Source organism: Agrobacterium cavarae, assembly GCF_004310285.1.
Taxonomy (GTDB): domain Bacteria; phylum Pseudomonadota; class Alphaproteobacteria; order Rhizobiales; family Rhizobiaceae; genus Agrobacterium; species Agrobacterium cavarae.
Window position 1 is genome coordinate 217059 of the sequence record NZ_SISF01000029.1, and the last position, 22268, is coordinate 239326.

Sequence of the window (22268 nt, forward strand, 5' to 3'; positions counted from 1 at the left end):
AAGCGGATAAGATGACCAATATTTCCATGAACGCGGCGCCTGCGCTGGCAAGCCCGGTCGTAAAATCGAAGCGGAAGAAGAGCTCCGTTGCGCATGACCGCGCGCTCACTTTGTTGATTTTCCTGCCCCCGGCGCTGTTGTTGTTCACCCTCTTCGTGATCCTGCCGATGGGGGAGGCGGCCTGGTACAGCCTCTACCGTTGGAACGGCTATGGCACGCCGAGCGAGTTTATCGGGCTCAAGAATTTTCAGGTCCTGTTTGGCAATGCTGCGTTCTCGCAGGCGCTGATCAACAATGCGCTGATCATCGTCATTTCGATCTGCATACAAATCCCGCTGGCAATCTGGCTTGCGACGATGTTGGCCCATCGCATTCCAGGTGTTGTGGCGTTTCGTCTCGTCTTCTTCCTGCCCTATGTTTTGGCAGATGTCGCAGCCGGTCTTATCTGGCGCTTTGTCTATGACGGCGACTACGGTCTCTTTGCCGCCATTTCGAATTTCTTCGGGTTCGCCAATCCCTATGTGCTGGCGGATAAGGATGTTGCGATCTACGCCATGCTTGCCGTCATCGTCTGGAAGTATTTTGGTTTCCACATGATGTTGTTCATTGCCGGCCTGCAGTCGGTGGACAAGAACGTCCTGGAGGCGGCCGAGATCGATGGGGCTACCGGCTGGCAGAAGTTCCGCTACGTCACGCTGCCGATGCTCGGCTCGACGGTCCGGCTTTCGATCTTCTTTGCCGTGATTGGCTCATTGCAGCTCTTCGACATGATCATGCCGCTGACGGGCGGTGGTCCCTCCAATTCCACCCAGACCATGGTGACGTTCCTTTACACATACGGCGTCATGCGCATGCAGGTCGGGCTTGGAAGCGCTGTCGGGGTGGTGCTGTTCATCATCTGCGTCACGCTTGCCTTCGGTTACAAAAGGATTTTCATGCGCCATGACTGACACATCCACATCCGTTCGCGTCAGCGTCCAGACGAGGATCTACCTCTATGTGTCGCTGACCCTGATTGCCGCTATCGTACTCATACCACTGCTAACGACGGCGCTTGGAGGCTTTAAGACGCTCGGCGATCTGCGCGTCAATCCTTTCGGTCTGCCAGCGGAGTGGCAGTGGGCAAACTATGGCGATATCCTCTTTGGAAAACGCTACTGGCTGCAGATTTTCAACTCGCTCGTCATCGCCGTTCTCACCGTTTTCCTGACGCTCGTCGTCTCGGCGATGGCGGCCTTCACCTTCGCGCATGTCAAGTTTTTCGGGTCCAACTTTCTGCTCAATTATTTCTTGTTGGGACTGATGTTTCCGGCTGCGACCGCAATCCTTCCGCTGTTCATTCGCATCCGCGATCTGGGGCTGCTGGACACCTATTGGGGCGTGGTATTGCCGCAGGTGGCCTTCGGCCTCGGCATGAGCATCCTGCTCTTCCGTAACTATTTCAAGAATTTGCCGGACGAACTTTTTCAGGCAGCCTTCGTCGATGGCTGCGGTTACCTGAAATTCTTCTGGCATATCTCCATGCCGCTTTCGCGGCCGATCATCGCAACAGTCGGGATCGTCTCCTTCGTCGGCAGCTGGAACAGCTACATCCTGCCGCTCATCATGCTCAATTCCGAATCCAAATACCCATGGCCGCTCGGCATCATGGTCTATCGTGGTGAGTTCGGTACCGAGTGGCAGCTGGTGCTGGCCTTCATCACCATGACGATCCTGCCGACCATCATCGTGTTCTTCTTAGCGCAAAAACACATCATCGCGGGCCTGACGGCCGGCGCCGTCAAGTCCTGAGAGGAGAAGACAATGGCATCTGTAGAACTGAAAGATATCCGCAAATCCTACGGCTCGCTTGGCGTCATTCACGGCATTTCGCTGGAGATATCCGATGGCGAATTCATTGCGCTCGTTGGGCCATCCGGATGCGGCAAGTCCACGCTGCTGCGCATGATTGCCGGGCTTGAGGAAATTACCGATGGCGACGTCCTGATTGGCGGCAAGATCGTCAATGAGATGACGCCGAGGGAGCGCAACATCGCCATGGTGTTTCAGTCCTATGCACTTTATCCGCATATGACGGTCGCCGAAAATATGGGTTTCAATCTGAAGATCGCCGGTCAGCCAAAAGCGGTGATCGAGGAGCGCGTCACCGAGGCCGCGCGAATGCTGGATCTTGCCAACCTGCTGGATCGCAAACCCTCGCAGCTTTCCGGTGGTCAGCGCCAGCGCGTGGCGATGGGGCGCGCTGTCGTGCGCAACCCGGCGGTCTTTCTTTTCGACGAACCGTTGTCCAACCTTGACGCGAAGCTGCGCGTGCAGATGCGCAGCGAAATCAAGACGCTGCACCAGAAGGTCGGCACGACGTCGATCTATGTGACGCATGATCAGATCGAAGCCATGACGCTCGCAGACCGCGTCGTCGTCCTCAATCAGGGGCGTATCGAGCAGCAGGGAACGCCGCTCGATCTTTACAAGAAGCCCGCCAATCTCTTTGTCGCCGCCTTCATTGGCTCCCCTGCCATGAACCTGATCGAATGCATCGTCGATGGTGAGGACGGCGCGCCAGCAGCGCGACTGGATGACGGCACGGCCATTCGCATTGCAAGCGATCGTAACGTCAAGCGCGGGCAATCCGTGACGATCGGGCTGCGCCCCGAGCACTTTGCCATGGGCGGCGAAGGCGACGTGATGGTCTCCGGCAAGACATTGCTGGTCGAACCGACAGGTGCGCAGACCCATGTGGTTTTCGATCTTGCCGGACATCAGGTGACGGCGGTGGTCGATGGCGAACAACTGGTCAGAACGAATTCAATGTTTGCGGCCAATATCAATCACGAACGGGTTCATGTTTTTGACAGGGCAAGCGGGTTGGCTCTTTGAAGCAGTCCTGAGGACCGTAGCGATCTTTCAGAGTGCAAGGGCTTTGAGGGGATCGACGTGACCATTTTAAGCAAAAATGTAAACGCTGGTGCTCTCATGATTGCATCGATGGCTGCAGGAAGTTCAAGCGGAGCAATCACGCTGTGACCCACCCTGTCAGCGGCACGCCGATCGCCACTGCGATTGGGAGATGCCCTGGCTCCCACCGCACTGGTTGTACAAAGCAGTGCAAAAGCTCGCATCGGTGTCTTCATGAGTATCGTATTGAAATCGCGCCGTCATTTATCGGTTGAGACGGCACCCACTGCTGTGCATAGTCGGCCTGATCACCTGTAGAGTGAGGTGGCCGATTTACGTCTAATTGATTTTGGTCTCGAAATTTGGGATCAAAGCCGGAGCACCTTATGCCCTTTTCTCGAACGCTTGCCCTGACATTGTCGTTCGACGAGGCCGTTGACCTGAGCTCTCTACCGGTGCGTAGGCATTTGCCCTACCACCCATTTGTTGAGCGGCTCCGACAAGCCGTGCCCTTCGATTTCTTTGCAGTGTCCGGTTTGGATCTTGATGGCTATCGATTTGGAACCGGTCATTCCATCGATACGGACGTGCCTCCTGCATATTTGGACGCATATTATGGTGACGGGTTGCTGGCCATAGACCCATTCGTCAAGGCTTCTTCGACGGCGGCGCGTGTTGTCATCGAAGAAGAGATCTATGCGGAAAATCCGCCGCCTCCGCGCGTCCTTTATCTTGCGCAAAGCTTTGGTGTGTTTAACCGCACCCTCTTTCCGATCAGGCGAGGCACGAAGGTGTTTGGAGCCGTGACCTTCTCCCGCGCGACCCCATTCACCACCGAGGAAATTGAGTTCTTACAGGAAATTGTCGGTACGCTTCATAGTATTATCACAAGGCCAATCATGGAGAGGTTTGCGGCTCAGGAGATGAAGCTGACGGACGGTGAGCTTGACTGCCTAAGATGGGCAAGTCGCGGCAAGACCAGTGAAGAGATTGCTAAAGTATGTCTATTCACAACGGATACGGTGAATAGTTACATCAAGGCGGCAACCCGTAAACTTAGCGCCAAGAACCGCAGTCATGCGATCGCCGAGGCGATCCGACGTGGTCTCATAGAGTAATATCACTTATTTCCCATCCTTTACTTGTGGAATTACTCTTTATTCGCGTAAAGATTGCCTAAAAATTCACACGATAGTCTAAATTGCGTGTCTATTGCTCTATTAGCGAGCAAATGATGTGGAGCAGATATTCAATTTAACGTTTTTTTCACCTTTCACCCCTAAATTTGGAATCGTACGAAGGGGCTGGAGTTACGCCCGCCCCGAGAGGTAACCATCTGCTTTAGCTGCAACTCCGCGCTCTTCTTGCTCATCGCCCGGATCGCGCTTCACAGAGCTGCGATGGATCGAGGCCGGTTACCTCGTCGCATTCAAGGGGCCTAAATCTAGGAGCCTGCAGCGGCATGAAGCCGAGCCGTGTCGGGGGGTGTCATGCGGTCTGTTCATGTTCGATGCCATGTAATGTCTCTTCTCCGGGTGATCGTCATGTTGACGATTTCTGGATGCGCTGTCGTCTTCGGCGGTGAGGCGCTCGACACCCTTATCAGGGCAAATGACGGCTACCATATCGATAAGCTATTTCTGGCTCAAAGCCTTGCGGGCGTGCTCGCCCTTGGCTCGTCATTGTTGTTGGTCGCCGATTTTTCGAATGGTGCACGTCGGCCAGACTGCCATCAAGCGAAACCCCACTGGTTACAGTTCCATGATGCCCTTACGAGCTTGTCGATCCGTCAGGTGCTTCATCTCTTCTTGATGGGCATTCCGCTCACGTTCTCGCGGGGGCAAGACCGATTGGCAGCCTTCCGCCTCTGCGCCGCCTCTGTCAGTAAAACCGGCCCCCCTCTGCGTCGCACGTTGACGGCTTGAAAAACGTATTCCGAATAAAGCCGGAAGCAATCTGAACAACCAATCGCAAAACGTTTGAGAGACAGGGTTTTATACTGTCGTCGACAGCGCGTGCCGCCCTGGGAAGACCACGGGTCCGCACCTGCGCACGCATACCCCGAATTTTCAGACAAGAAAGAACACCATACGACCGGAGGCTTCACGCCCCGCTCTGACAACCGCTAGAAGGCATACCAGCATGTTCGGTTACTCCAACACCACCCATATGCAGACCAATTCCCTGGATCAGATCACGGCGAACATCATGATCGCCGATGCCGGTCTCAACATTCGCTACATGAACAAGGCCGTGCAGGAGCTTCTGAAAGAAGCTGAGACCGACCTGAAAAAAGAATTGCCGCGGTTTGAGTTCGAAAAGCTCATCGGCAGCAATATCGACATCTTTCACAAGAATCCCTCCCACCAGCGCAACATGCTGGCTCAGCTTCAAGGCCAGCATCGAGCGACGATCTGGGTTGGACATCGTGCCTTCGATCTGATCGTGACGCCATTGCGCGCGAATGGAAAGACCACCGGCTTTGCTGTCGAATGGGCGAATGCCAAAGAGCGGCTCCAAAACATGGACTACACGGCGCAAATGGAGGCCGTCAGTCGCTCCCAGGCGATTATCGAGTTTTCCACCGACGGCGACATCGTGACCGCCAATGAGAACTTTCTGAGCGCACTCGGTTACCGATTGGACGAGATCAAGGGTCGCAACCACAAAATGTTGGTGGAGCCAACCTATGCTCAGTCCCGCGAGTATGCGGAATTCTGGGCGGCGCTGCGTCGAGGCGAGGTTCAATCCGCGGAATTCACGCGCTACGGCAAAAACGGCAAGCTGGTCGTGATCAACGCCGCCTATAATCCGATCCTTGATGCCAAGGGCAAGGTGGTCAAGGTGGTCAAATTCGCGACCGACGTCACGCAGCGCGTGCACGCCGTCAACACCATTGGTGCAGCGCTGACAAAACTGGCACAAGGCGACCTTTCCTTCAACATTGATGAGCCCTTCGCACCCGACTTCGAGGAATTGCGGCGGACGATGAACGACGCGCTCAGCCAGATGCGCAATACATTGAGTGCGGTCGCCCATTCAACAGACCAGATCGACATGGGCACGCGCGAAATCAGTCAAAGCGCGGAAGACCTCTCCCGTCGTACCGAGCAGCAGGCCGCGTCACTCGAGGAGACGGCTGCGGCACTGGACGAAATTACAGTCAACGTGAATAACGCCTCACGGCGTGCAGATGACGCAAGACAGGCTGCGATCACGGCCAGTGACAACGCCACGCGGTCCGGCCACGTTGTTGCGGATGCGGTGGCTGCCATGTCGCGCATCGAAAGCTCCTCCAACCAGATATCGAACATCATCGGTGTGATTGACGAAATCGCATTCCAGACGAACCTTCTGGCACTGAATGCCGGCGTCGAGGCAGCCCGCGCAGGTGAAGCTGGCAAGGGATTTGCGGTGGTTGCACAGGAAGTACGTGAACTTGCACAACGCTCTGCCCAAGCTGCCAAGGAGATCAAGGGCCTGATCCGAAATTCCAGCGAAGAGGTGAGCACCGGCGTCAAGCTTGTCAGCGAAACGGGAGAGTCCTTGCGAACCATCCACGAGAACATCACGGCGGTGAACCAGCATATGGAAGCGATCGCAAGCTCCGCAAAAGAGCAAGCCGTCGGACTTTCTGAAGTCAATTCCGCCGTCAATCAGATGGACCAGGTAACGCAGCAGAACGCTGCGATGGTGGAGGAGACAAATGCCGCGGGCGCGACGCTTGCGCAAGAAACTGCCCGCCTTCGTGGTCTTGTCGAGGGCTTCCAACTTGGAAATCGTTTCGCCTCCAAAAGTCAAAAGCAGGTCGCTCTCGCCACACCAAATGATCGGCCGGTGGCTTCCCCTGCTCGCAGAATGGTGACGAAGATTGCAGGTGCTGTCGGCGGGCAGTCGAGACAGGCAGTCGAACCGGGCTGGGACGAGTTCTAAAGCACGGTATAAGCAAAAGTGCGTAGCGGTTTTGGGGGAGGGAATCTGAGAAATCGCGCCGCGCTTTAAGCATCTCCATTGAAGCCAGCTGGCCGTCTTGGGCTCATTGTCCTCAGACGGTCAACGCGTTTGCACAGAGGTGTAGACGCGCGAACCTGGCGAAGGGCGCGTCAGTCGTCTCATCATCACCCAACTCTCCCTTCAGGTGGCGTTTCATCGGTTTCTGATCGCAATCAGAACTTAACTCCAAGGCCCGCGCGGATTGCATGTTGATCCATGTCTGAATCGGTCGTGCCGATCTCGAAGGCAAACGTCTCACTGCCGAAATCAGTGTAGCGGTACTCAATCCGACCAAAAACCATGTCCGTGATAAGGATATCTGCACCAACGCCAATGGTGTAACCGTTGAAGGTTTCCTTGGTTTTATCCAAACCCATGACGTCCGTGTAGCTTCGTGCATAGGCCCAACCCGCTGTTCCATAGACGAGAACACCGTCGAATGCATGGCCGACACGGCCCCGGACAGATCCTTGCCAATCGAGACCGTAGGAATAGATTCCAAGGAGCGCGTTTCCGTCCCCCCAGTTTTTATCGAAATCAGCCTCAAGGCCCGCTACCCAGCCATTGCCGAGATCACGATTATATCCAGCAAAGCCACCCAAGATGCTGCCGTTGAAATCAGCGGACATGTTGCCGTCACTGCCGCTGATAAAATCAGCTCGATTGTTCCAGGCGTAGCCACTCTGGATACCAGCGGTAAATCCTGTCCAGCTGTGTTCTTGGCCGATATCGGCCGCCGATGCTGCCGGAACTTGGAAGCAGGAGACTGCGACCGTGAATGTCGTGAAGGCGATTATGAGTGTTAAAACAATCTTTTGCATGGTGCCGAACTTTTTACGATCACTGTGGCCTTTACTGCCTTTTTCGTTTTAAACGTCAAGCCACGCGAATGATCGAAGTGTCAGGATGCTGCCGAATGTATTCGGATTTTCTGCGGTTGCTGCCCAATAGCCTAAGAGGGAATGCGCCGATCCATTTTCGCGCTTAACGTCAACAATCAGAAAATTAGTATTAAAGGTTGCGTACAGTCCTATTCGGGCGCATTGTGGATCGTCGGTAGCCTTCGCACGGGCGCTGCTGTTTTGAGGGTCGGATTCCCTCGCCCCAACCAAGGGAGGACATTATGTCTTCCGATCCAATCTCGAATGCCGTTTCTCCCCGTGATATGGTTGTCATTCAATCAGCGCTGGCGGCGGCTGGATATGACGCTTACCTCTTGAGAAGCGATTATCGTCAATATAACAGGGCTGCTTTTTTCGTGATGAACATGTTCGTCGCTGGAGAAACCTCACCGAGCGTTCTATCCGCCCAACTTAAGCGGAACCTGGGAAAAGCGGTTCCCAACAACCCGGCATACCATACGTCGCTTGCCAAATACGCCATCCAGGGTTTGCCGGCTGGCATGAGGCATTTCGTTCGTACGCTCACGAAACTTCGATTGGCACCCATCGAGGCGGAGGAGCAGTCGTGGGAGAATGAGGGCGGTGCTATGGCCTATGTTCGTGCTGGAACGCCAGACCGTGGCTCGGGCTCTTCCCGGGCGTAGTCATCAATAAGGGGATTGCCAGTGACAGAGAGAACGACCGTTCGCCTGATTACATTTCGACATCCATTCAACCTTGAAAGCCTGGTAGCGCCACTCGACGCTGGAACGTATCGCTTGGTTGTCGACGAAGAACTCATTGAAGGTCTCAGTTTTACGGCCTACAGGAAAGTCGCCACCCATCTTGAGATTCCAGCCATATCCGTTGAAGCTGTCAGGCGTCAGTCGTTGAAGGTTTCGTCCGACGAAATAGCCTCGGCTCTGCGTATTGATGATCCGGCGACCGAATGAGGACCTCGTTCCTAGCTAGGGCGAGTTGACAACCCATTGCGGCTCTTGCTGCGCATCTTTTTGATCCTGCACGTCATGGCCCGACGACAGCGGATGAGGCTTGAAAAGACTTGGATCGGGGCGCGAAAAAATCCGTCAGCGAGCCTCCCCTGAAGAGCAGGTACTTTATTAAAACAATATCCAGATTGGAACTTTAACGTCGACAATGGCTTGTCCCGTTGGCTGCACCGATTGCGGTGGGAGGCGCAACTTTGTTGTGCCGCAGACATGAAGGATAGAGCCTTGCACAGCACAACTGAAGTATCGTTCGAGGTCAACGGTAAAGCGGAAAGCTTGACACTCGATAACCGTACCACCCTCCTTGACGCTCTACGGGAGCACCTGCATCTCACCGGAACCAAAAAGGGATGCGACCATGGCCAGTGCGGTGCATGCACTGTCATGGTCAATGGTCGTCGCATCAACGCCTGTCTGACGCTTGCGGTCATGCATGAAGGTGACGAAATCACCACCATCGAAGGTCTTGGTGAGCTGGACAATCTGCACCCGATGCAGGCGGCGTTCATCAAGCACGATGGTTTCCAGTGTGGCTATTGCACGCCGGGGCAGATCTGTTCCGCCGTCGCCGTTCTGGAAGAAATAAAAGCGAATATTCCAAGCCATGTGACAGGTGATCTGACAAAGCCTGCCGCGCTCTCTCCCTCAGAAGTACGCGAGCGCATGAGCGGAAATCTCTGTCGGTGCGGCGCCTACTCCAACATTCTCGAGGCCATTGAAGATGTTGCGGGAGTAAGCGCATGAGAGAGTTTTCCTACGAGCGAGCCACGTCGATCAAAGGCGCAGCGGAGGCTGCTGCTCAGCATGACGACGCAAAATTTATTGCCGGTGGCACCAATCTCCTGGACTTGATGAAGCTTGAAATCGAGCGGCCATCCCACCTTATCGACGTCAATGGGCTCGGCCTCGACCAAGTGGAGGCAACATCCGAGGGTGGCTTGAGAATCGGTGCTCTCGTCAGAAACACCGATCTGGCTGCGGATGAAACGGTGCGTCGTGACTATCCACTCCTGTCACGCGCACTTGTAGCTGGTGCCTCTGGTCAGCTAAGAAACAAGGCGACGACGGCAGGCAATCTTCTGCAGCGCACGCGCTGTCCCTACTTCTACGATCCCAACCAGGCGTGCAACAAGCGACAGCCGGGCAGTGGCTGTTCCGCTATCGGAGGATACACCCGCCAGCTTGGCGTGATCGGAGTGAGCGAAGCCTGCATCGCCACGCATCCGAGCGACATGGCTGTTGCGCTGCGCGCTCTGGACGCAAAGGTCGAGACGGTTGCAGCGGATGGAACGGAGCGCTCGATACCACTTGGAGAATTCTATCGACTGCCGGGCGACACCCCACACATCGAAACGGAACTTCGTCCGGGCGAACTCATCACCAGCGTTGTCTTACCCAAGCCTGAGGGCGGCAAGCAAATCTATCGCAAGGTGCGCGACCGAGCGTCCTACGCTTTCGCGCTCGTATCGGTCGCGGCTGTCATTAAGCCCGATGGCTCTGGAAAAGTTGCGGTCGGCGGTGTGGCTCACAAGCCATGGCGCGTCGAAGAGGCTGAAAGTGAACTGCCAAATGGTGCGCGGGCCATGTCCGCGGCACTGATGGAGGGCGCACGTCCGACGAGTGAGAATGCATTCAAAATTGACCTCGTCGAAAGAACAATCGGCGCAGTTCTTGAAGAGGCGAGGGTTTAAGCGATGAAGTTTGAAAAGCCAGCGACCACAAACCCGATCGATCAATTGAAAGTCGTCGGTAAGCCGATCCACCGTATCGATGGTCAGTTGAAGACGACGGGCCAGGCGACCTATGCCTATGAGTGGCATGAGCCGGGCGTTGCTTATGCCTATGGATATCCGGTTGGTTCAGCGATCGCCAAAGGCCATGTGACCTCCATCGACACATCATCTGCAAAAAGCGCACCGGGTGTCCTGGATGTCATCACCACGCTCGATGTCGGCGACCTCGAGAAAGGCGAGTACAACACCGCGAAACTCTTCGGCGGAAGCGAGATCCAGCACTATCACCAGGCGATCGCTATCGTCGTAGCTGAGACGTTCGAACAGGCGCGCGCGGCTGCGTCGCTCGTTCGCGTCGATTACGCGCCGGCGAAGGGCCGCTTCGATCTGCGGGCAGAAATGGGTAATGCCGAGACGCCCGATCCGAAGACAGAGCCGAAAAGCGCGGCCGGTGACTTCGACGCTGCTTTCGCAGACGCGCCCGTGACGCTGGATGCCGAATATACAACGCCTGACCAGTCTCATGCGATGATGGAGCCCCATGCTTCGATCGGTGCGTGGGAAGGAGATAAGGTCACGGTATGGACCTCGAGCCAGATGATCGACTGGTGGCGTGGCGACCTTGCGACGACGCTTGGCGTCGACAAGGAGAACGTTCGCGTCGTTTCGCCCTATATTGGTGGTGGTTTTGGCGGAAAGCTCTTCCTCAGAGCGGATGCCGTCCTCGCAGCCATTGCGGCAAAGTCCGTGGGGCGTCCGGTAAAGGTCACGCTTCCTCGACCGATGATGCCGAACAACACCACCCATCGGCCCGCCACCATTCAGCGTATCCGGATCGGCACTGAACGAGACGGCAAGATTACCGCGATCGCGCATGAAAGTTGGTCCGGCGATCTGCCTGATGGCCAGCCGGAAGTGGCAGTCATGCAAACGCGGTTGCTCTATGGTGGGGCAAACCGGATGACCGCGATGAAGCTGGCAACGCTCGACCTACCAGAAGGCAATGCTATGCGGGCGCCCGGCGAGGCCCCCGGCCTGATGGCGTTGGAGATCGCGGTCGATGAGATGGCAGAAAAGCTGGGGATGGATCCGATAGAGTTTCGGATCAAGAACGACACCCAAGTCGATCCGGAGAATCCTGACCGACCCTTCTCTTACCGCGACCTTATCGGGTGTCTGAGGCGTGGCGCGGAGACATTCGGGTGGGACAAACGCACCGGTCCTGCAGAGCGCCGGGAAGGCAACTGGATGGTTGGGATGGGCGTTGCGGCAGCCTTCCGCAACAATCTCGTCATGCCGTCGGGTGCAAAGGTGAAACTCGGCAGCGATGGCGTGGTAACCGTCGAGACCGACATGACGGATATCGGCACCGGCAGCTACACGATCATCGCTCAAACTGCGGCAGAGATGATGGGTGTTTCGATAGACAATGTCGTCGTCCGGTTGGGGGATTCGAATTTCCCTATTTCGGCTGGCTCAGGTGGACAGTTCGGTGCGAATTCCGCAACGTCGGGTGTTTATGCGGCCTGCGTCAAACTTCGCGAAGCTGTCGCGAGTAAACTGGGCTTCAATTCATCCGATGTCGTCTTTGAGGACGGTAAGGTGCGTTCAGGTAATCGCACTGTAGCGCTTGCAGAAGCCGCTGGCGAAGGTGGGCTTGTCGGTGAAGACTTGATGGAGTGGGGCGACCTGACAAAGACACATCAACAGTCGACATTCGGCGGCCACTTCGTCGAGGTCGGCGTTGATGTTGCAACTGGCGAGACGCGGATCCGGCGCATGTTGGCTGTCTGTGCCGCCGGGCGAATCTTGAACCCCATCACCGCACGCAGCCAGGTGATAGGCGCGATGACGATGGGTGCTGGCGGCGCTCTTTCCGAGGAGCTTGCGGTCGACACGCGGCACGGTTTCTTCGTCAATCACGATCTCGCCGGTTACGAGGTGCCGGTCCATGCCGACATTCCGCATCAGGAGGTGATCTTCATGGATGAAACCGACCCGTATTCATCGCCGATGAAAGCAAAGGGTATTGGCGAACTCGGTCTTTGCGGGGTCTCCGCGGCTATCGCCAACGCTGTCTATAACGCGACAGGGATCCGAGTTCGCAATTACCCGGTCACCTTGGACAAGCTCATCGACAAGTTGCCTGAACTTGCATGATCGAACACCGGTGGCCTTTTGGCCACCGGTCCATTTTGAGGGAATGACGTGAGCAATTCAGTTTCCGCTGCACTGCCAGTGCCCGTAAGGGTGAACAACTCCGACTATCCAGCGGAGATACTTCGCTTTGCTTTGAACGCCCTGGATGGCGGTGGAGCCGCTCTCGCGACGCTGGTTGAAATCCGAGGCGGAGCAGCACGCTCCCTTGGTGCGCATCTCGCCGTTTCATCTGACGGGCATTATTGCGGATACCTGTCTGGTGGCTGCATTGAGGCTGCGGTTGCGGCCGAAGCCTTGAAAGCCATGGAGGAGGGGCGCGACCGCGTTGTAAAGTACGGCGAAGGCTCGCCGTTTTTTGACATTGTTCTTCCGTGTGGGGGCGGTGTAACGATCGCGATCCACGTGCTTCGCGCAACGGAAGCACTAGAGATAGTTCTCGATCAACTTGCGGACCGTCAAACCGTCGCCTTAACCCAAGACCCAAAATCACAGGCGCTGACACACAGTAAAACTGTTCCACCCCGTTCCGGCTGGTACGAAGGGTCATTTGTATCGGTCTATCGTCCTCAGACATGTGTGGTGATTTCCGGTCAGACGGCGGAAGCCGATGCAGTTTCGCGTCTGGCACACGCCTCCGGCTACCAAGTGCAGCTGCTGTCCTCTTCAAAGGACCCCAACGCGATTGAAATCGATAGGTTCACGGCTGTGGTGCTTCTTCATCACGATCTTGATCTAGAGGCGGCTGTCCTGGACCGCGCCTTGACGTCTCCTGCCTTCTACATCGGTGCGCTCGGCAGCACCCGCACGCATAGACGGCGCACTGAGTTGTTGCGCGGAGCAGGCGTTTCCTCAGAGAACATTGATCGTATCCGCGCGCCGATCGGTCTCTTCGGCCCGACACGCGATGCAGCGTCGCTGGCACTCTCTGTGTTGGCGGATGTAGCTGCCGCAAGATTGGAAGTTTTCCCTTCGTGAGGAGCCGAAACCATGCATCTCTATCGTGGGGGACAGGGACCGGTGCCCTCGCGATGGTATTATTGGATCGGAGAGTTCACGCGTGATGAGGATTGCTGGAGTACTCCTCGCGGCGGGTCAGTCGAGCAGGATAACGAGCGGCCATCACAAGCTTCTGGCGGAGTTTGATGGGGTGCCGCTGGTTCGCAGGTCCGCCGAGTCAATGCTTCGCTCGGGGCTGTCGTCCGTACTTGTCGTGACGGGACACCGATCGACCGAAATCGAACGCGTGATTGACGACCTTCCTCTGTCGGTCGTGTTCAATGACCGTTTCTCATCCGGCATGGGAACATCGCTTGGCTGCGGTTTCAGACATCAAAGTTTGAACGGCTGCGCAGGCGCACTCATCATGCTTGCCGATATGCCGAGGATCACCGAACAGCATATTGATCAGCTTATAGCCACTTTCCGTGCGTTGGACGGTCGTCAAGTCGTCCGCGGAGCAAGCAAAGGCAAAGCCGGGCATCCGGTTGTGATCCCGGCTACCCTCTTCGAAAGATTAAAGCAGCTGGAAGGCGACGAGGGGGCGAAGGTGATTTTGCAGGATGCGGGAGTGGAGACACGGTTGGTCGATCTTGGTCATGCCGCGCTCATTGATGTCGACACACCAGACGCCGTTCGATCAGCGGGTGGCCTCCTCAAGAATTGACGAGGATCAGCATCCCGCGTCGGCGGAGATGCTCGCAAAAAAAGCTATTCGTCTAGCAAATTGGCGCCAGTGTTGAGCGTTCTGCGGACTTGAACCGCCGCTTCAGCCGGCGTCACCAGTTATCCGGCAAGCATCTTCGCCAGCATAAAGCCAGAGCCAGCGCCCGTTCCCGCACCCGGCCAGGTCGCGGCCCCACACATGTAGAGGCCGCCGACGGGGCTCTTGTAGCGCGAATAGCCTGCAACGGGGCGGAAGAGGAAGTTCTGGTCGAGATGATGCGACCCGGACAGGCTATCACCACCGATGAGATTGGGATTTTCCGCTTGCAGATCGAGTGGCGACCAGACAGACGTCCCGCGGATTTTTGAACGGAAACCCGGCGCATAATTCTCTATGATCGAGATGACACGCTCGGCATAGGCGTCTTTTACCGACGCCCAGTCTCCAGCAGCAATCTCGCCTGCAGCGTCGCCCTTTATCTCGGCCGGCAGCACACGCACCTGCACCCAGAGGACATGCTTGCCATCGGGCGCACGGGTTGGATCAAGCGCTGTTGGCTGGCCGACGACAAGCGCCGGCTCTTGAGGCAGGAGACCGGAGATCGCGTCGTCATAGACTTTCGTCATCATCGAGAGAGTGGGCGCGATGTGGACATAGGCATAGGATTTCAGGTCCGGAGAGGCTATCCAATCCGGCAAGCCGTCCAGCGTCAGATGGATCATCATTGCGCCGGGTCCGGAGCGGTAGGACTTGATGCCTTCGACAAATTTCGAAGGCACCTGGCTGTTCTTCACGATACCGTCGAAGAGAAGCTTGGGGTGAATGTTGGAGATGATGGCGCGCTTTGCCGTCAGTCTGCGTCCGTCTGCCAGCGTCACGATTTTCTTAGTGCCACTGAAAACGTCTACGGAGGTGGCGGGAGAATTGAGGAAAACCTCGCCGCGTTTGCTCTCCAACAGGCTTACCATCGCCTTGATGATGGTATCCGCGCCACCTTCACCGATCACCATGCCGAAGGCCTGATCAGCCATGGTCTCCAGATAGGGAAAGAGCGCGCCGCCGGAAGCGTCCGGGGGGAAATCGAGATGCAGGCCCCAGGTCGCCATGGTCACCTTTAGCTTCTCATTATCAAAATGGCGATCGAGAAAGTCGCGTGGTGACGACAGGAGCAGGCGGAGAAGGTCGGTGAGTAGGGGAATGCCGCCGGCTCGCCACGCCTTCCAGACAGTCTTGGCGCTTTGAAACGATGGCATGGGAGCGCCCAATAGACCGAAGAGATGGGGAGCCTTGGCACCAAAATCATCCGACATGGCGGCGAAGCTCTCGGCATCTTTCTCCGAAAGGGCAGCGATCGCTGCCTTGTTGATGGAAAGGTCGGTTCCGATGCCGAGATGGGTTCCGTCTGGAAAGACGCTGGCAAAGCACTTCGAGGCGGGGACGAATTTCAGGCCGTGCGCTGCAAGCTCTTGAGCATAGGTTTGATGAAAAGCGGAACCAGCGAACATGGAAAGGTTCATCGCTGCCAGATCGTGACGGAAGCCGGGTTCAATCAATTCCTGGGTCTTGACCGCACCACCGGCACTCGTTTTTGCCTCGACCACTGCGACCTTCCAGCCTTTCGCGGCCAGATGAACCGCTGCTGCCAGCCCGTTGTGACCCGCGCCCAGAACCACCGCATCGAATTCAGCCATCTCGTTCCACCAGTGTTTTGATTTTATTTCTGTATGCATACATTTTCTCGATAATGCATCAAGCTTAAAATAAATTGGGTTTGGAACGTCTCGATCTCTCTTGATCGGATCGATGTTTTTGCCGCTGATTACCCTATCTTCCGGGCCCTTGATGAACGATAACTCAAGAAATACCAACGAAAACGCGACGAATGCTACCCGTCGGGCAATTTCATGAAATATTCTCTTTCATATTATTTTCGAAAATGGCTGGTCCGGCTCTTGTCAAAATCGGGATTTTAATTTTAAGTTTAAAACAATAACAAATCCGGGAAACACCGGAAGTCCTTCAAGGGGAACTTTAGGAGTCCAAAATGACTGACATGACGCGTCGTGGCGTACTGGGACTAGGTGCGGCTACTGTTCTGACCGGCATTCTTGCCGGACGAATTTCGGTTCAGGCCGCAGAAACGAATACTCTGACGATTGCCTTCAATTCCAACCTGCCATCCTTCGACGGGACGGTAGGGCTATCGGGCGTGAACCCGGCAATCCAGGCGATCTATCGCTCGATTTACGATCAATATATCGGCCAGAAGCCGGATCTTTCCTTCGAGCCTGGGTTGTTGACCGACTGGGGCTGGAACGACGATAAGACCAAGGTCTGGATGGATGTGCGCGAAGGTGTGAAGTGGCATGACGGCTCGGACTTCACCCCAGAAGATATCGTCTGGTCGCTGACCCGCGCCGGCAAGCCAGACAGCGGCAATCCTGTCGCGAGCGTCTGGGCCAGCATCGGCAACTACAAGGTCGAAGGCAAGCGGATCACCGCCGACGTTCTCAACTTCGATCCGACGATTTTCAAGTGGATGGCCTTCCTGACTGGCTATGTGCTGCCCAAGGCCTATTACGAAAAGGTCGGTGCGGAAGGCTTTGAAAAGAAGCCTGTCGGCACAGGCCCCTACATGTTCGACGCCTATGAGGGCAACTCCTTCCTGCGCCTCAAGGCCAACCCAAACTACTGGGGCGGCAAGCCCGCCTTCGAAACCGTCATTTTCAAATTCGTCACCGATCCGACGAGCCGTGTCGCCGAAATTGAATCCGGTTCTTCCGATGTCACGCTCGAAATTCCTTATGAGGAATTCGACCGACTGAAGGCGAAGAAGGGCCTCGCCGGCGTCTCATCGCCGATCTCGGATATCGGCATGATCTTCATCACCAATGTCGAACCCATGCTGGACAAGAATGTTCGACTGGCGGCTCATCACGCCATCGACAAGGCCGGTATTGTCAAAAAGCTCCTGCGTGGCTACGGCGTTCCGATCGACACATTGGAAGCTCCGGAATACGAAGCCTATGACGCTTCGATCAAGGTCGGCTACGACCCGCAGAAGGCTGCCGAGCTTCTCAAGGCTTCCGGTTATTCCAAGGACAAACCGGTCAAGTTCAAGATCCAGACGACACGCGGTCTCAAGCCCAAGGATTACGAGATGATCCAGGCAATCGTCGGCATGTGGCGCAGGGTTGGCATCGAGGCCGAGATCGAAGTCTACGAGGTGGCGAAGCACTTTGAGCTGCGCGCCGGTCACAAGCTCGCGCCTGCGGCTTTCTACAATTGGGGCAACGCGATCGGCGACCCCACGACATCGACCGGCTTCGCCATGTTCTCCAAGTCGCCGCACTCGGCCTGGAAAAGTGACGATGTCGACGCCCTCATTGGCCCGCTTTGGGGCGAGAAGGACGAGGCCAAGCGTATCGCCGGTTGGAAGGCAGCCGACACGTATATTGCCGAGCAAGGTTACGTCATTCCGCTTTTGCAATATGTGCAGCCCATCGTTTTCAAGTCTTCGCTGAAGGTGACGCCGAATGTTTCGAGCGCGCTTCAGCCGACGCTGGTCTCCAAGGCCTGACGAGATAGAGCAGCGTTGCGTCGCGTTCGTCGTGGCGCTGCTCGCCCCTGTTCGCAGGACCGCGCGTCTGGCAGCCGCCGACGCTGACGGCAACAGGAAGGTTTGATCATGACCGTTTCCGATCTTCTCAATCGTCTTATAATGGCGGTGCTGACGCTCATGGGCGTCGCCGTCATCGTTTTCTGTCTGCTGCGCATCGTGCCGGGCGACCCGGTCGCCATGATGATTTCGCCGAGTGCGACGCCCGCCGACATTGCAGCGCTGCGCGCCCATTACGGGCTCGATCTCGGTCTGGCGCAGCAATTCGCCATCTGGTTCGGCGATGTCTTGAAGGGTGATTTCGGCACGTCGATCTCGCAACGCCGCGATGTCCTGGAACTGATCGGTGGCCGCTTGCCGGCGACGCTCGAACTCGCCTTTGCCGCGCTTGTTTTCGGGGTTCTCACCGGTGGCATGATTGCGGTTCTCGGCGCACTCGCGCGCGGCACAAAGCTCGATCCTGCGCTGGATTTTATCAACGGGCTGTTTCTTGCCGTACCAGATTTCGTCTGGGCGCTGGCGCTTGTCCTCTTACTTGGTGTGTTTTGGCCAGTCTTCCCGTTGTCCGGGCGTATCGATCCGGGGCTGACGACGGACTTCCACACGGATTTCTACCTGATCGAGAGCCTGGTTACGTTCAAATTCCCGGCTTTCGCTGACATCCTTGCCCACATGGTGATGCCCATGCTGGCGCTCGGCCTACCCTTGGCAGCCATTGTCGTGCGCACGCTGAAGGAAGCGCTCGCGGAAGCCATGGTGCAAGATTACGTGCTGCTGGCGCGGCTGAAAGGGATGTCGCCACTTCGGCTGGTGCTTCAGGAGGCACTGCGCAATGCCGTCGGGCCAACGCTGACGCTTACAGGCGTTCAGTTCACCTTCATGATTGGCGGCACGGTCATCGTGGAGCGCATCTTTTCCTATCCGGGCCTTGGCAACATGGCGATCGACGCGGTCATCAACCGCGATCTGCCGCTGATCCAGGGCATCGTGCTGACCTTCGGCGCGATCTTCATTCTGGTGAATATCCTGGTCGATCTCATCGCGGCATGGCTGAACCCGAGGAGCGCCGCTCATGGGTGAGATGTCAAAGACCGCAACCACCGTGGACACAGCTTTCCGTTTCCGGAGTCTGCCGATGAAGACCATCAAACCGCTTTTGCGTGAACCGCGGGTGGTGATCGCCGGCGGCTTCCTCCTCATCCTGTTGCTCATCGCGCTTTTCGCGCCCTACATCGCACCGAAAGACCCGCTTGAGCAGGATCTGATGTTGGGCAACATGCCACCCGCAAACTATCCGGGGGCAGAGCCCGGCTACTATCTCGGCACCGATGACCTTGGCCGTGACGTTCTTTCCCGTGTGCTCTACGGATCACGGATAGCGCTGACCGTTGCATTCGTTGCCGCCAGCCTGTCTGCCATCATAGGAACGCTGCTTGGCCTCGCCGCCGGTTGGTATGGCGGGTGGGCGGATCGCGTCATCTCACGCCTTGTCGATATCTGGATGGCCTTCCCGCCGGTGCTTCTTTCCGTACTGCTGGTAGCGGTCATGGGCTCAGGCCTTCACTCGGTCATCGCCGCGATCGTCATCATCGACTGGACGCGCTTCTGTCGTGTTGTGCGGGCCGAGACGATGGCGCAGGCACGCCTTGATTATGTGATGGCCGCTCAGACGATCGGTTTTTCCCGCAGCCATATTTTATGGCGTGAGATTTTGCCGAACGTGGCGCCCGTCCTCATTGCTCTTGTCAGCCTTGAAATGGGCATTGCCGTCATCGTCGAAGCGATCCTTTCTTTCGTCGGCCTGTCGCTTTCTTCGGACATCCCGACATGGGGCGGTATGATCGCCCAAGGTCGCCAGATGATCCACCAGGGATGGTGGGTGTTCGTCTTTCCTCTCCTCGCGCTCTTCGTCACCGTTCTCGCCTTCAATCAACTCGGCAACGGTCTGCGCACGGCGCTCGACCCGGTGATGCGCCGATGACCCAGTCGTTTGTTGCTATTCAAGGCCTCAGTGCCATCTCCACGCGTGATGCCGGCGCGCCAGTCCTTCGCGACGTTTCGCTCACCCTGGAAAAGGGGGAGGTCCGCGGTCTCGTGGGTGAATCGGGCGCCGGGAAATCCACCATCGCCAAAGCGCTGCTCGGCATTTTGCCGTCCACCGTCAAAATTACCGGCGGCTTCATCCGTTTCGAGGGGCGTGACCTCCTTTCCATGCCGCGCCGAGAACTCGCCGATATCATGGGTCGCGACATCTCGCTGATACCGCAAGACCCGCAAACGGCACTCAACCCGGCGCGGCGGATCGAGGCGCAATTGACCGATGGGCTAAGGCTGAGGCTTGGTATGGGCAAGACGGATGCCCATCAGCGTGCACTTCAACTTCTCGACGAAGTACAGATCCGTGATCCAAAGCGGGTGCTGAATGCCTATCCGCATGAACTGTCCGGGGGCATGCGCCAGCGTATTCTAATCGCATCGGCCTTTGCGTTGAATCCCAAGCTCGTTGTCGCCGACGAGCCGACAACCGCGCTTGACGTCACTGTACAAAAGGAAATCCTGCGTCTCATCCGTCGTATGCAGGAAGCCCATGGAACCGCGGTGATCTTCGTAACCCATGACCTCGGTGTCGTGGCAAAGATCTGTGACAGCGTGACACTTCTCTACGCAGGCAAGGTGATCGAAGATGGCAAGACCCGCGATCTGCTGACCGCACCAGAGCATGCCTACACCAGTGCATTGATCGCAGCTGGACCACGCTACGATCGACCTGATGCAGGGCTTGAGCCCGTGCCTGAAGCTGTGTTCCGTCAATTGCGCGCTGAAATCGGCATCGCCGAGGGGAGAGTGTGAAATGAGCGATCTTCTCTTTGAAGCGAAGGGCATCGAAGTCACTTACGGCGCGAGCAAGGGGCTTTTTGGTCGTGGCCGCGCCGGCGCTCGTGTCCTGCACGGCGTCGATGTGTCGATCAGGCGTGGGGAGACAGTCGGCATTGTCGGGGAGTCTGGCTCGGGCAAGACGACGCTTGGCCGCGCGCTTCTGAAACTGGTCCCTGTCTCAGCCGGAACTATTCGTTTCGAGGGGCAGGACATCACCGGCTTGTCGCCTGAGGCTATGCGGCCCTTGCGCCGGCGTATGCAGATGATCTTCCAGGATCCGATGGCATCTCTCAATCCGCGTCATACTATTCGTCGTATCCTCACGGAGCCGCTCTTCCTGCATGGTCTTGCGAGCGACCGCCGCGACGCCGAGCGTCAGGTGCGTGCCATTCTTGACCGCGTGTCACTGCCTGCCGTGATGCTGGAACGCGCGCCGCATGAGTTGTCTGGCGGTCAGCGTCAGCGCGTCGGTATTGCGCGCGCCGTGCTGATGAAACCAGATTTCGTGCTTGCCGATGAGGTCGTGTCCGGTCTTGACGTCTCGACGCAGGCGCAGGTGTTGAATCTGCTGAAAGAGCTATCGCAGGAGATGGGTCTCGCCATGGCCTTCATCAGCCATGACCTGTCGGTCATCCGCGCGATCTGCGACCGCGTTACCGTGATGCGGTTTGGGGAAGTGGTGGAGGAGGGGAGATGTGGACCTGTGTTTGATGCCCCCAAAACGCCCTATACGCGCCTGCTGCTTGACGCCATCCCGCTTCCAGAGATCGATGACGGCTGGCTGACACGGCCGCCACCTGTGCTTGAGCCAGCCGCGTGATAGCCGCATCTAAACTCGCAGAACAAGACCGCAGCCTGATCGGAGACGTGTCATGACAGCTTCCACCCAAAAAGGCCTTCCAGGCCTCGTCGGCCACGACCACACCGGGCTCACGGTGCCGAACCTCGATGAGGCTATCGACTTCTTCGACCGGGTGCTCGGGTGCATCCATGTGCTCACCTTCGGCCCTATCGGCGATCCGGACGGGAGTTTCATGACCGAGGCACTCGGCGTTCATCCGCGCGCGCGTATCGAACGTGCCGCCATGATCCGCTGCGGCAACGGCTCGAACCTCGAGCTCTTCGAATACTCCGCACCCGACCAGCGGGATTTAAAGCAGAAGAACAGTGACATAGGTGCGTTTCATATCGCTTTCTATGTTCGAGACATCGCCGCTGCGAAGGCCTATCTGGACAAGATGGGCGTTGAGACCCGGCTAGGCCCCCTCCCTATTCAGGACGGCCCGATCGCCGGCCAATCAATCCTATATTTTCAGGCGCCCTGGGGCTTGCAGTTCGAGGCGATCAGTTATCCGAACGGTATGGCGTATGAGAGCACGAGCCCGGTCCTGTTGTGGAACCCGGAGCAGCCAGCCACGTGAGCGGCAAGAGAGCAGT

General features: G+C 57.0%; 21 protein-coding genes. 19 read left to right on the forward strand and 2 right to left on the reverse strand.

The annotated features are described in order from the left end of the window. Positions 1–26: 26 nt before the first annotated feature. The 6 genes from EYC79_RS11095 to EYC79_RS11120 all read left to right on the forward strand — a co-directional run bounded on the left by EYC79_RS11095 (position 27) and on the right by EYC79_RS11120 (position 6828). A complete protein-coding gene (locus EYC79_RS11095) occupies positions 27–950 on the forward strand; it encodes a carbohydrate ABC transporter permease (RefSeq protein WP_418122555.1) in 924 nt (307 codons plus the stop codon). After that, positions 943–1791, forward strand: a complete 849-nt coding sequence (locus EYC79_RS11100) for a carbohydrate ABC transporter permease (protein ID WP_062597890.1) — start codon at positions 943–945, stop codon at positions 1789–1791. The genes EYC79_RS11095 and EYC79_RS11100 overlap by 8 nt, the downstream gene beginning before the upstream one ends. 12 nt (positions 1792–1803) lie before the next feature. Then, positions 1804–2877, forward strand: coding sequence for an ABC transporter ATP-binding protein (locus tag EYC79_RS11105; protein WP_113325949.1), 1074 nt, complete (start codon positions 1804–1806; stop codon positions 2875–2877). Positions 2878–3281: 404 nt separating this feature from the next. Continuing rightward, positions 3282–4013 carry a helix-turn-helix transcriptional regulator gene (locus EYC79_RS11110; protein WP_113273398.1) on the forward strand — a complete coding sequence of 244 codons (732 nt, stop codon included), beginning with the start codon at positions 3282–3284 and terminating at the stop codon, positions 4011–4013. A 429-nt stretch (positions 4014–4442) separates the two neighbouring features. Then, on the forward strand, positions 4443–4820 hold the full coding sequence (locus EYC79_RS11115; protein ID WP_205654368.1) for a hypothetical protein: 378 nt from the start codon (positions 4443–4445) through the stop codon (positions 4818–4820). A 217-nt stretch (positions 4821–5037) separates the two neighbouring features. After that, a complete protein-coding gene (locus tag EYC79_RS11120; RefSeq protein WP_130978019.1) occupies positions 5038–6828 on the forward strand; it encodes a methyl-accepting chemotaxis protein in 1791 nt (596 codons plus the stop codon). Positions 6829–7061: 233 nt separating this feature from the next. Here the strand turns inward: EYC79_RS11120 and EYC79_RS11125 are convergent, their stop codons facing one another. Beyond that, complete coding sequence (locus tag EYC79_RS11125) at positions 7062–7709, reverse strand: outer membrane protein (protein WP_130978020.1); 648 nt, start codon at positions 7707–7709, stop codon at positions 7062–7064. 302 nt (positions 7710–8011) lie between these two features. On the opposite strand from EYC79_RS11125, the gene EYC79_RS11130 reads away from it, so the two are divergent. From EYC79_RS11130 to EYC79_RS11160, 7 genes are all read left to right on the forward strand, one after another. After that, positions 8012–8434: a hypothetical protein gene (locus EYC79_RS11130; RefSeq protein WP_062426789.1), complete on the forward strand. Its 423-nt coding sequence runs from the start codon at positions 8012–8014 to the stop codon at positions 8432–8434. A 21-nt stretch (positions 8435–8455) separates the two neighbouring features. Next, a complete protein-coding gene (locus tag EYC79_RS11135) occupies positions 8456–8722 on the forward strand; it encodes a hypothetical protein (protein WP_062426790.1) in 267 nt (88 codons plus the stop codon). Positions 8723–8989: 267 nt separating this feature from the next. Then, positions 8990–9523 carry an aldehyde dehydrogenase iron-sulfur subunit PaoA gene (paoA, locus tag EYC79_RS11140; protein WP_130978093.1) on the forward strand — a complete coding sequence of 178 codons (534 nt, stop codon included), beginning with the start codon at positions 8990–8992 and terminating at the stop codon, positions 9521–9523. Further along, positions 9520–10470 (forward strand): FAD binding domain-containing protein, encoded by a 951-nt coding sequence (locus EYC79_RS11145; protein WP_130978021.1) that lies wholly within the window; start codon positions 9520–9522, stop codon positions 10468–10470. Before paoA ends, EYC79_RS11145 begins: the two co-directional genes overlap by 4 nt. 3 nt (positions 10471–10473) lie before the next feature. Further along, entirely contained in the window at positions 10474–12672 is a 2199-nt protein-coding gene (paoC, locus tag EYC79_RS11150) for an aldehyde oxidoreductase molybdenum-binding subunit PaoC (protein ID WP_130978022.1), read from the forward strand. A 48-nt stretch (positions 12673–12720) separates the two neighbouring features. After that, positions 12721–13647, forward strand: coding sequence for an XdhC family protein (locus tag EYC79_RS11155; protein WP_130978023.1), 927 nt, complete (start codon positions 12721–12723; stop codon positions 13645–13647). An 85-nt stretch (positions 13648–13732) separates the two neighbouring features. Continuing rightward, complete coding sequence (locus EYC79_RS11160) at positions 13733–14335, forward strand: nucleotidyltransferase family protein (protein ID WP_112520340.1); 603 nt, start codon at positions 13733–13735, stop codon at positions 14333–14335. A 119-nt stretch (positions 14336–14454) separates the two neighbouring features. On the opposite strand, the gene EYC79_RS11165 is transcribed toward EYC79_RS11160, so the two are convergent. After that, complete coding sequence (locus EYC79_RS11165) at positions 14455–16065, reverse strand: phytoene desaturase family protein (RefSeq protein ID WP_280956464.1); 1611 nt, start codon at positions 16063–16065, stop codon at positions 14455–14457. Between the two features lie 314 nt (positions 16066–16379). Between EYC79_RS11165 and EYC79_RS11170 the strand changes: the two genes are divergently transcribed. From EYC79_RS11170 to EYC79_RS11195, 6 genes are all read left to right on the forward strand, one after another. Next, complete coding sequence (locus EYC79_RS11170; protein ID WP_112520338.1) at positions 16380–17915, forward strand: ABC transporter substrate-binding protein; 1536 nt, start codon at positions 16380–16382, stop codon at positions 17913–17915. Between the two features lie 108 nt (positions 17916–18023). Further along, a complete protein-coding gene (locus EYC79_RS11175) occupies positions 18024–19034 on the forward strand; it encodes an ABC transporter permease (RefSeq protein WP_112520337.1) in 1011 nt (336 codons plus the stop codon). A 55-nt stretch (positions 19035–19089) separates the two neighbouring features. Further along, positions 19090–19935 (forward strand): ABC transporter permease, encoded by an 846-nt coding sequence (locus tag EYC79_RS11180; protein WP_062426976.1) that lies wholly within the window; start codon positions 19090–19092, stop codon positions 19933–19935. Beyond that, the gene (locus EYC79_RS11185) at positions 19932–20804 is read left to right on the forward strand and encodes an ABC transporter ATP-binding protein (RefSeq protein WP_130978025.1); all 873 of its coding nucleotides are present in this window, start codon (positions 19932–19934) and stop codon (positions 20802–20804) included. Before EYC79_RS11180 ends, EYC79_RS11185 begins: the two co-directional genes overlap by 4 nt. 1 nt (position 20805) lies before the next feature. Next, entirely contained in the window at positions 20806–21651 is an 846-nt protein-coding gene (locus EYC79_RS11190) for an ATP-binding cassette domain-containing protein (RefSeq protein ID WP_062426800.1), read from the forward strand. A gap of 52 nt (positions 21652–21703) precedes the next feature. Further along, entirely contained in the window at positions 21704–22252 is a 549-nt protein-coding gene (locus EYC79_RS11195; RefSeq protein ID WP_112520335.1) for a VOC family protein, read from the forward strand. The last annotated feature ends 16 nt before the right edge of the window (positions 22253–22268 follow it).

Coding starts and splice junctions, on each gene's coding strand:
- EYC79_RS11145 (WP_130978021.1), top strand. CDS start 9,520: ATGAGAGAGTTTTCCTACGAGCGAGCCACGTCGATCAAAGGCGCAGCG.
- EYC79_RS11160 (WP_112520340.1), top strand. CDS start 13,733: ATGAGGATTGCTGGAGTACTCCTCGCGGCGGGTCAGTCGAGCAGGATA.
- EYC79_RS11100 (WP_062597890.1), top strand. CDS start 943: ATGACTGACACATCCACATCCGTTCGCGTCAGCGTCCAGACGAGGATC.
- EYC79_RS11185 (WP_130978025.1), top strand. CDS start 19,932: ATGACCCAGTCGTTTGTTGCTATTCAAGGCCTCAGTGCCATCTCCACG.
- EYC79_RS11170 (WP_112520338.1), top strand. CDS start 16,380: ATGACTGACATGACGCGTCGTGGCGTACTGGGACTAGGTGCGGCTACT.
- EYC79_RS11105 (WP_113325949.1), top strand. CDS start 1,804: ATGGCATCTGTAGAACTGAAAGATATCCGCAAATCCTACGGCTCGCTT.
- EYC79_RS11175 (WP_112520337.1), top strand. CDS start 18,024: ATGACCGTTTCCGATCTTCTCAATCGTCTTATAATGGCGGTGCTGACG.
- EYC79_RS11180 (WP_062426976.1), top strand. CDS start 19,090: ATGAAGACCATCAAACCGCTTTTGCGTGAACCGCGGGTGGTGATCGCC.
- paoC (WP_130978022.1), top strand. CDS start 10,474: ATGAAGTTTGAAAAGCCAGCGACCACAAACCCGATCGATCAATTGAAA.
- EYC79_RS11165 (WP_280956464.1), bottom strand. CDS start 16,065: ATGCATACAGAAATAAAATCAAAACACTGGTGGAACGAGATGGCTGAA.
- EYC79_RS11195 (WP_112520335.1), top strand. CDS start 21,704: ATGACAGCTTCCACCCAAAAAGGCCTTCCAGGCCTCGTCGGCCACGAC.
- paoA (WP_130978093.1), top strand. CDS start 8,990: ATGAAGGATAGAGCCTTGCACAGCACAACTGAAGTATCGTTCGAGGTC.
- EYC79_RS11190 (WP_062426800.1), top strand. CDS start 20,806: ATGAGCGATCTTCTCTTTGAAGCGAAGGGCATCGAAGTCACTTACGGC.
- EYC79_RS11095 (WP_418122555.1), top strand. CDS start 27: ATGAACGCGGCGCCTGCGCTGGCAAGCCCGGTCGTAAAATCGAAGCGG.
- EYC79_RS11110 (WP_113273398.1), top strand. CDS start 3,282: ATGCCCTTTTCTCGAACGCTTGCCCTGACATTGTCGTTCGACGAGGCC.
- EYC79_RS11125 (WP_130978020.1), bottom strand. CDS start 7,709: ATGCAAAAGATTGTTTTAACACTCATAATCGCCTTCACGACATTCACG.
- EYC79_RS11130 (WP_062426789.1), top strand. CDS start 8,012: ATGTCTTCCGATCCAATCTCGAATGCCGTTTCTCCCCGTGATATGGTT.
- EYC79_RS11120 (WP_130978019.1), top strand. CDS start 5,038: ATGTTCGGTTACTCCAACACCACCCATATGCAGACCAATTCCCTGGAT.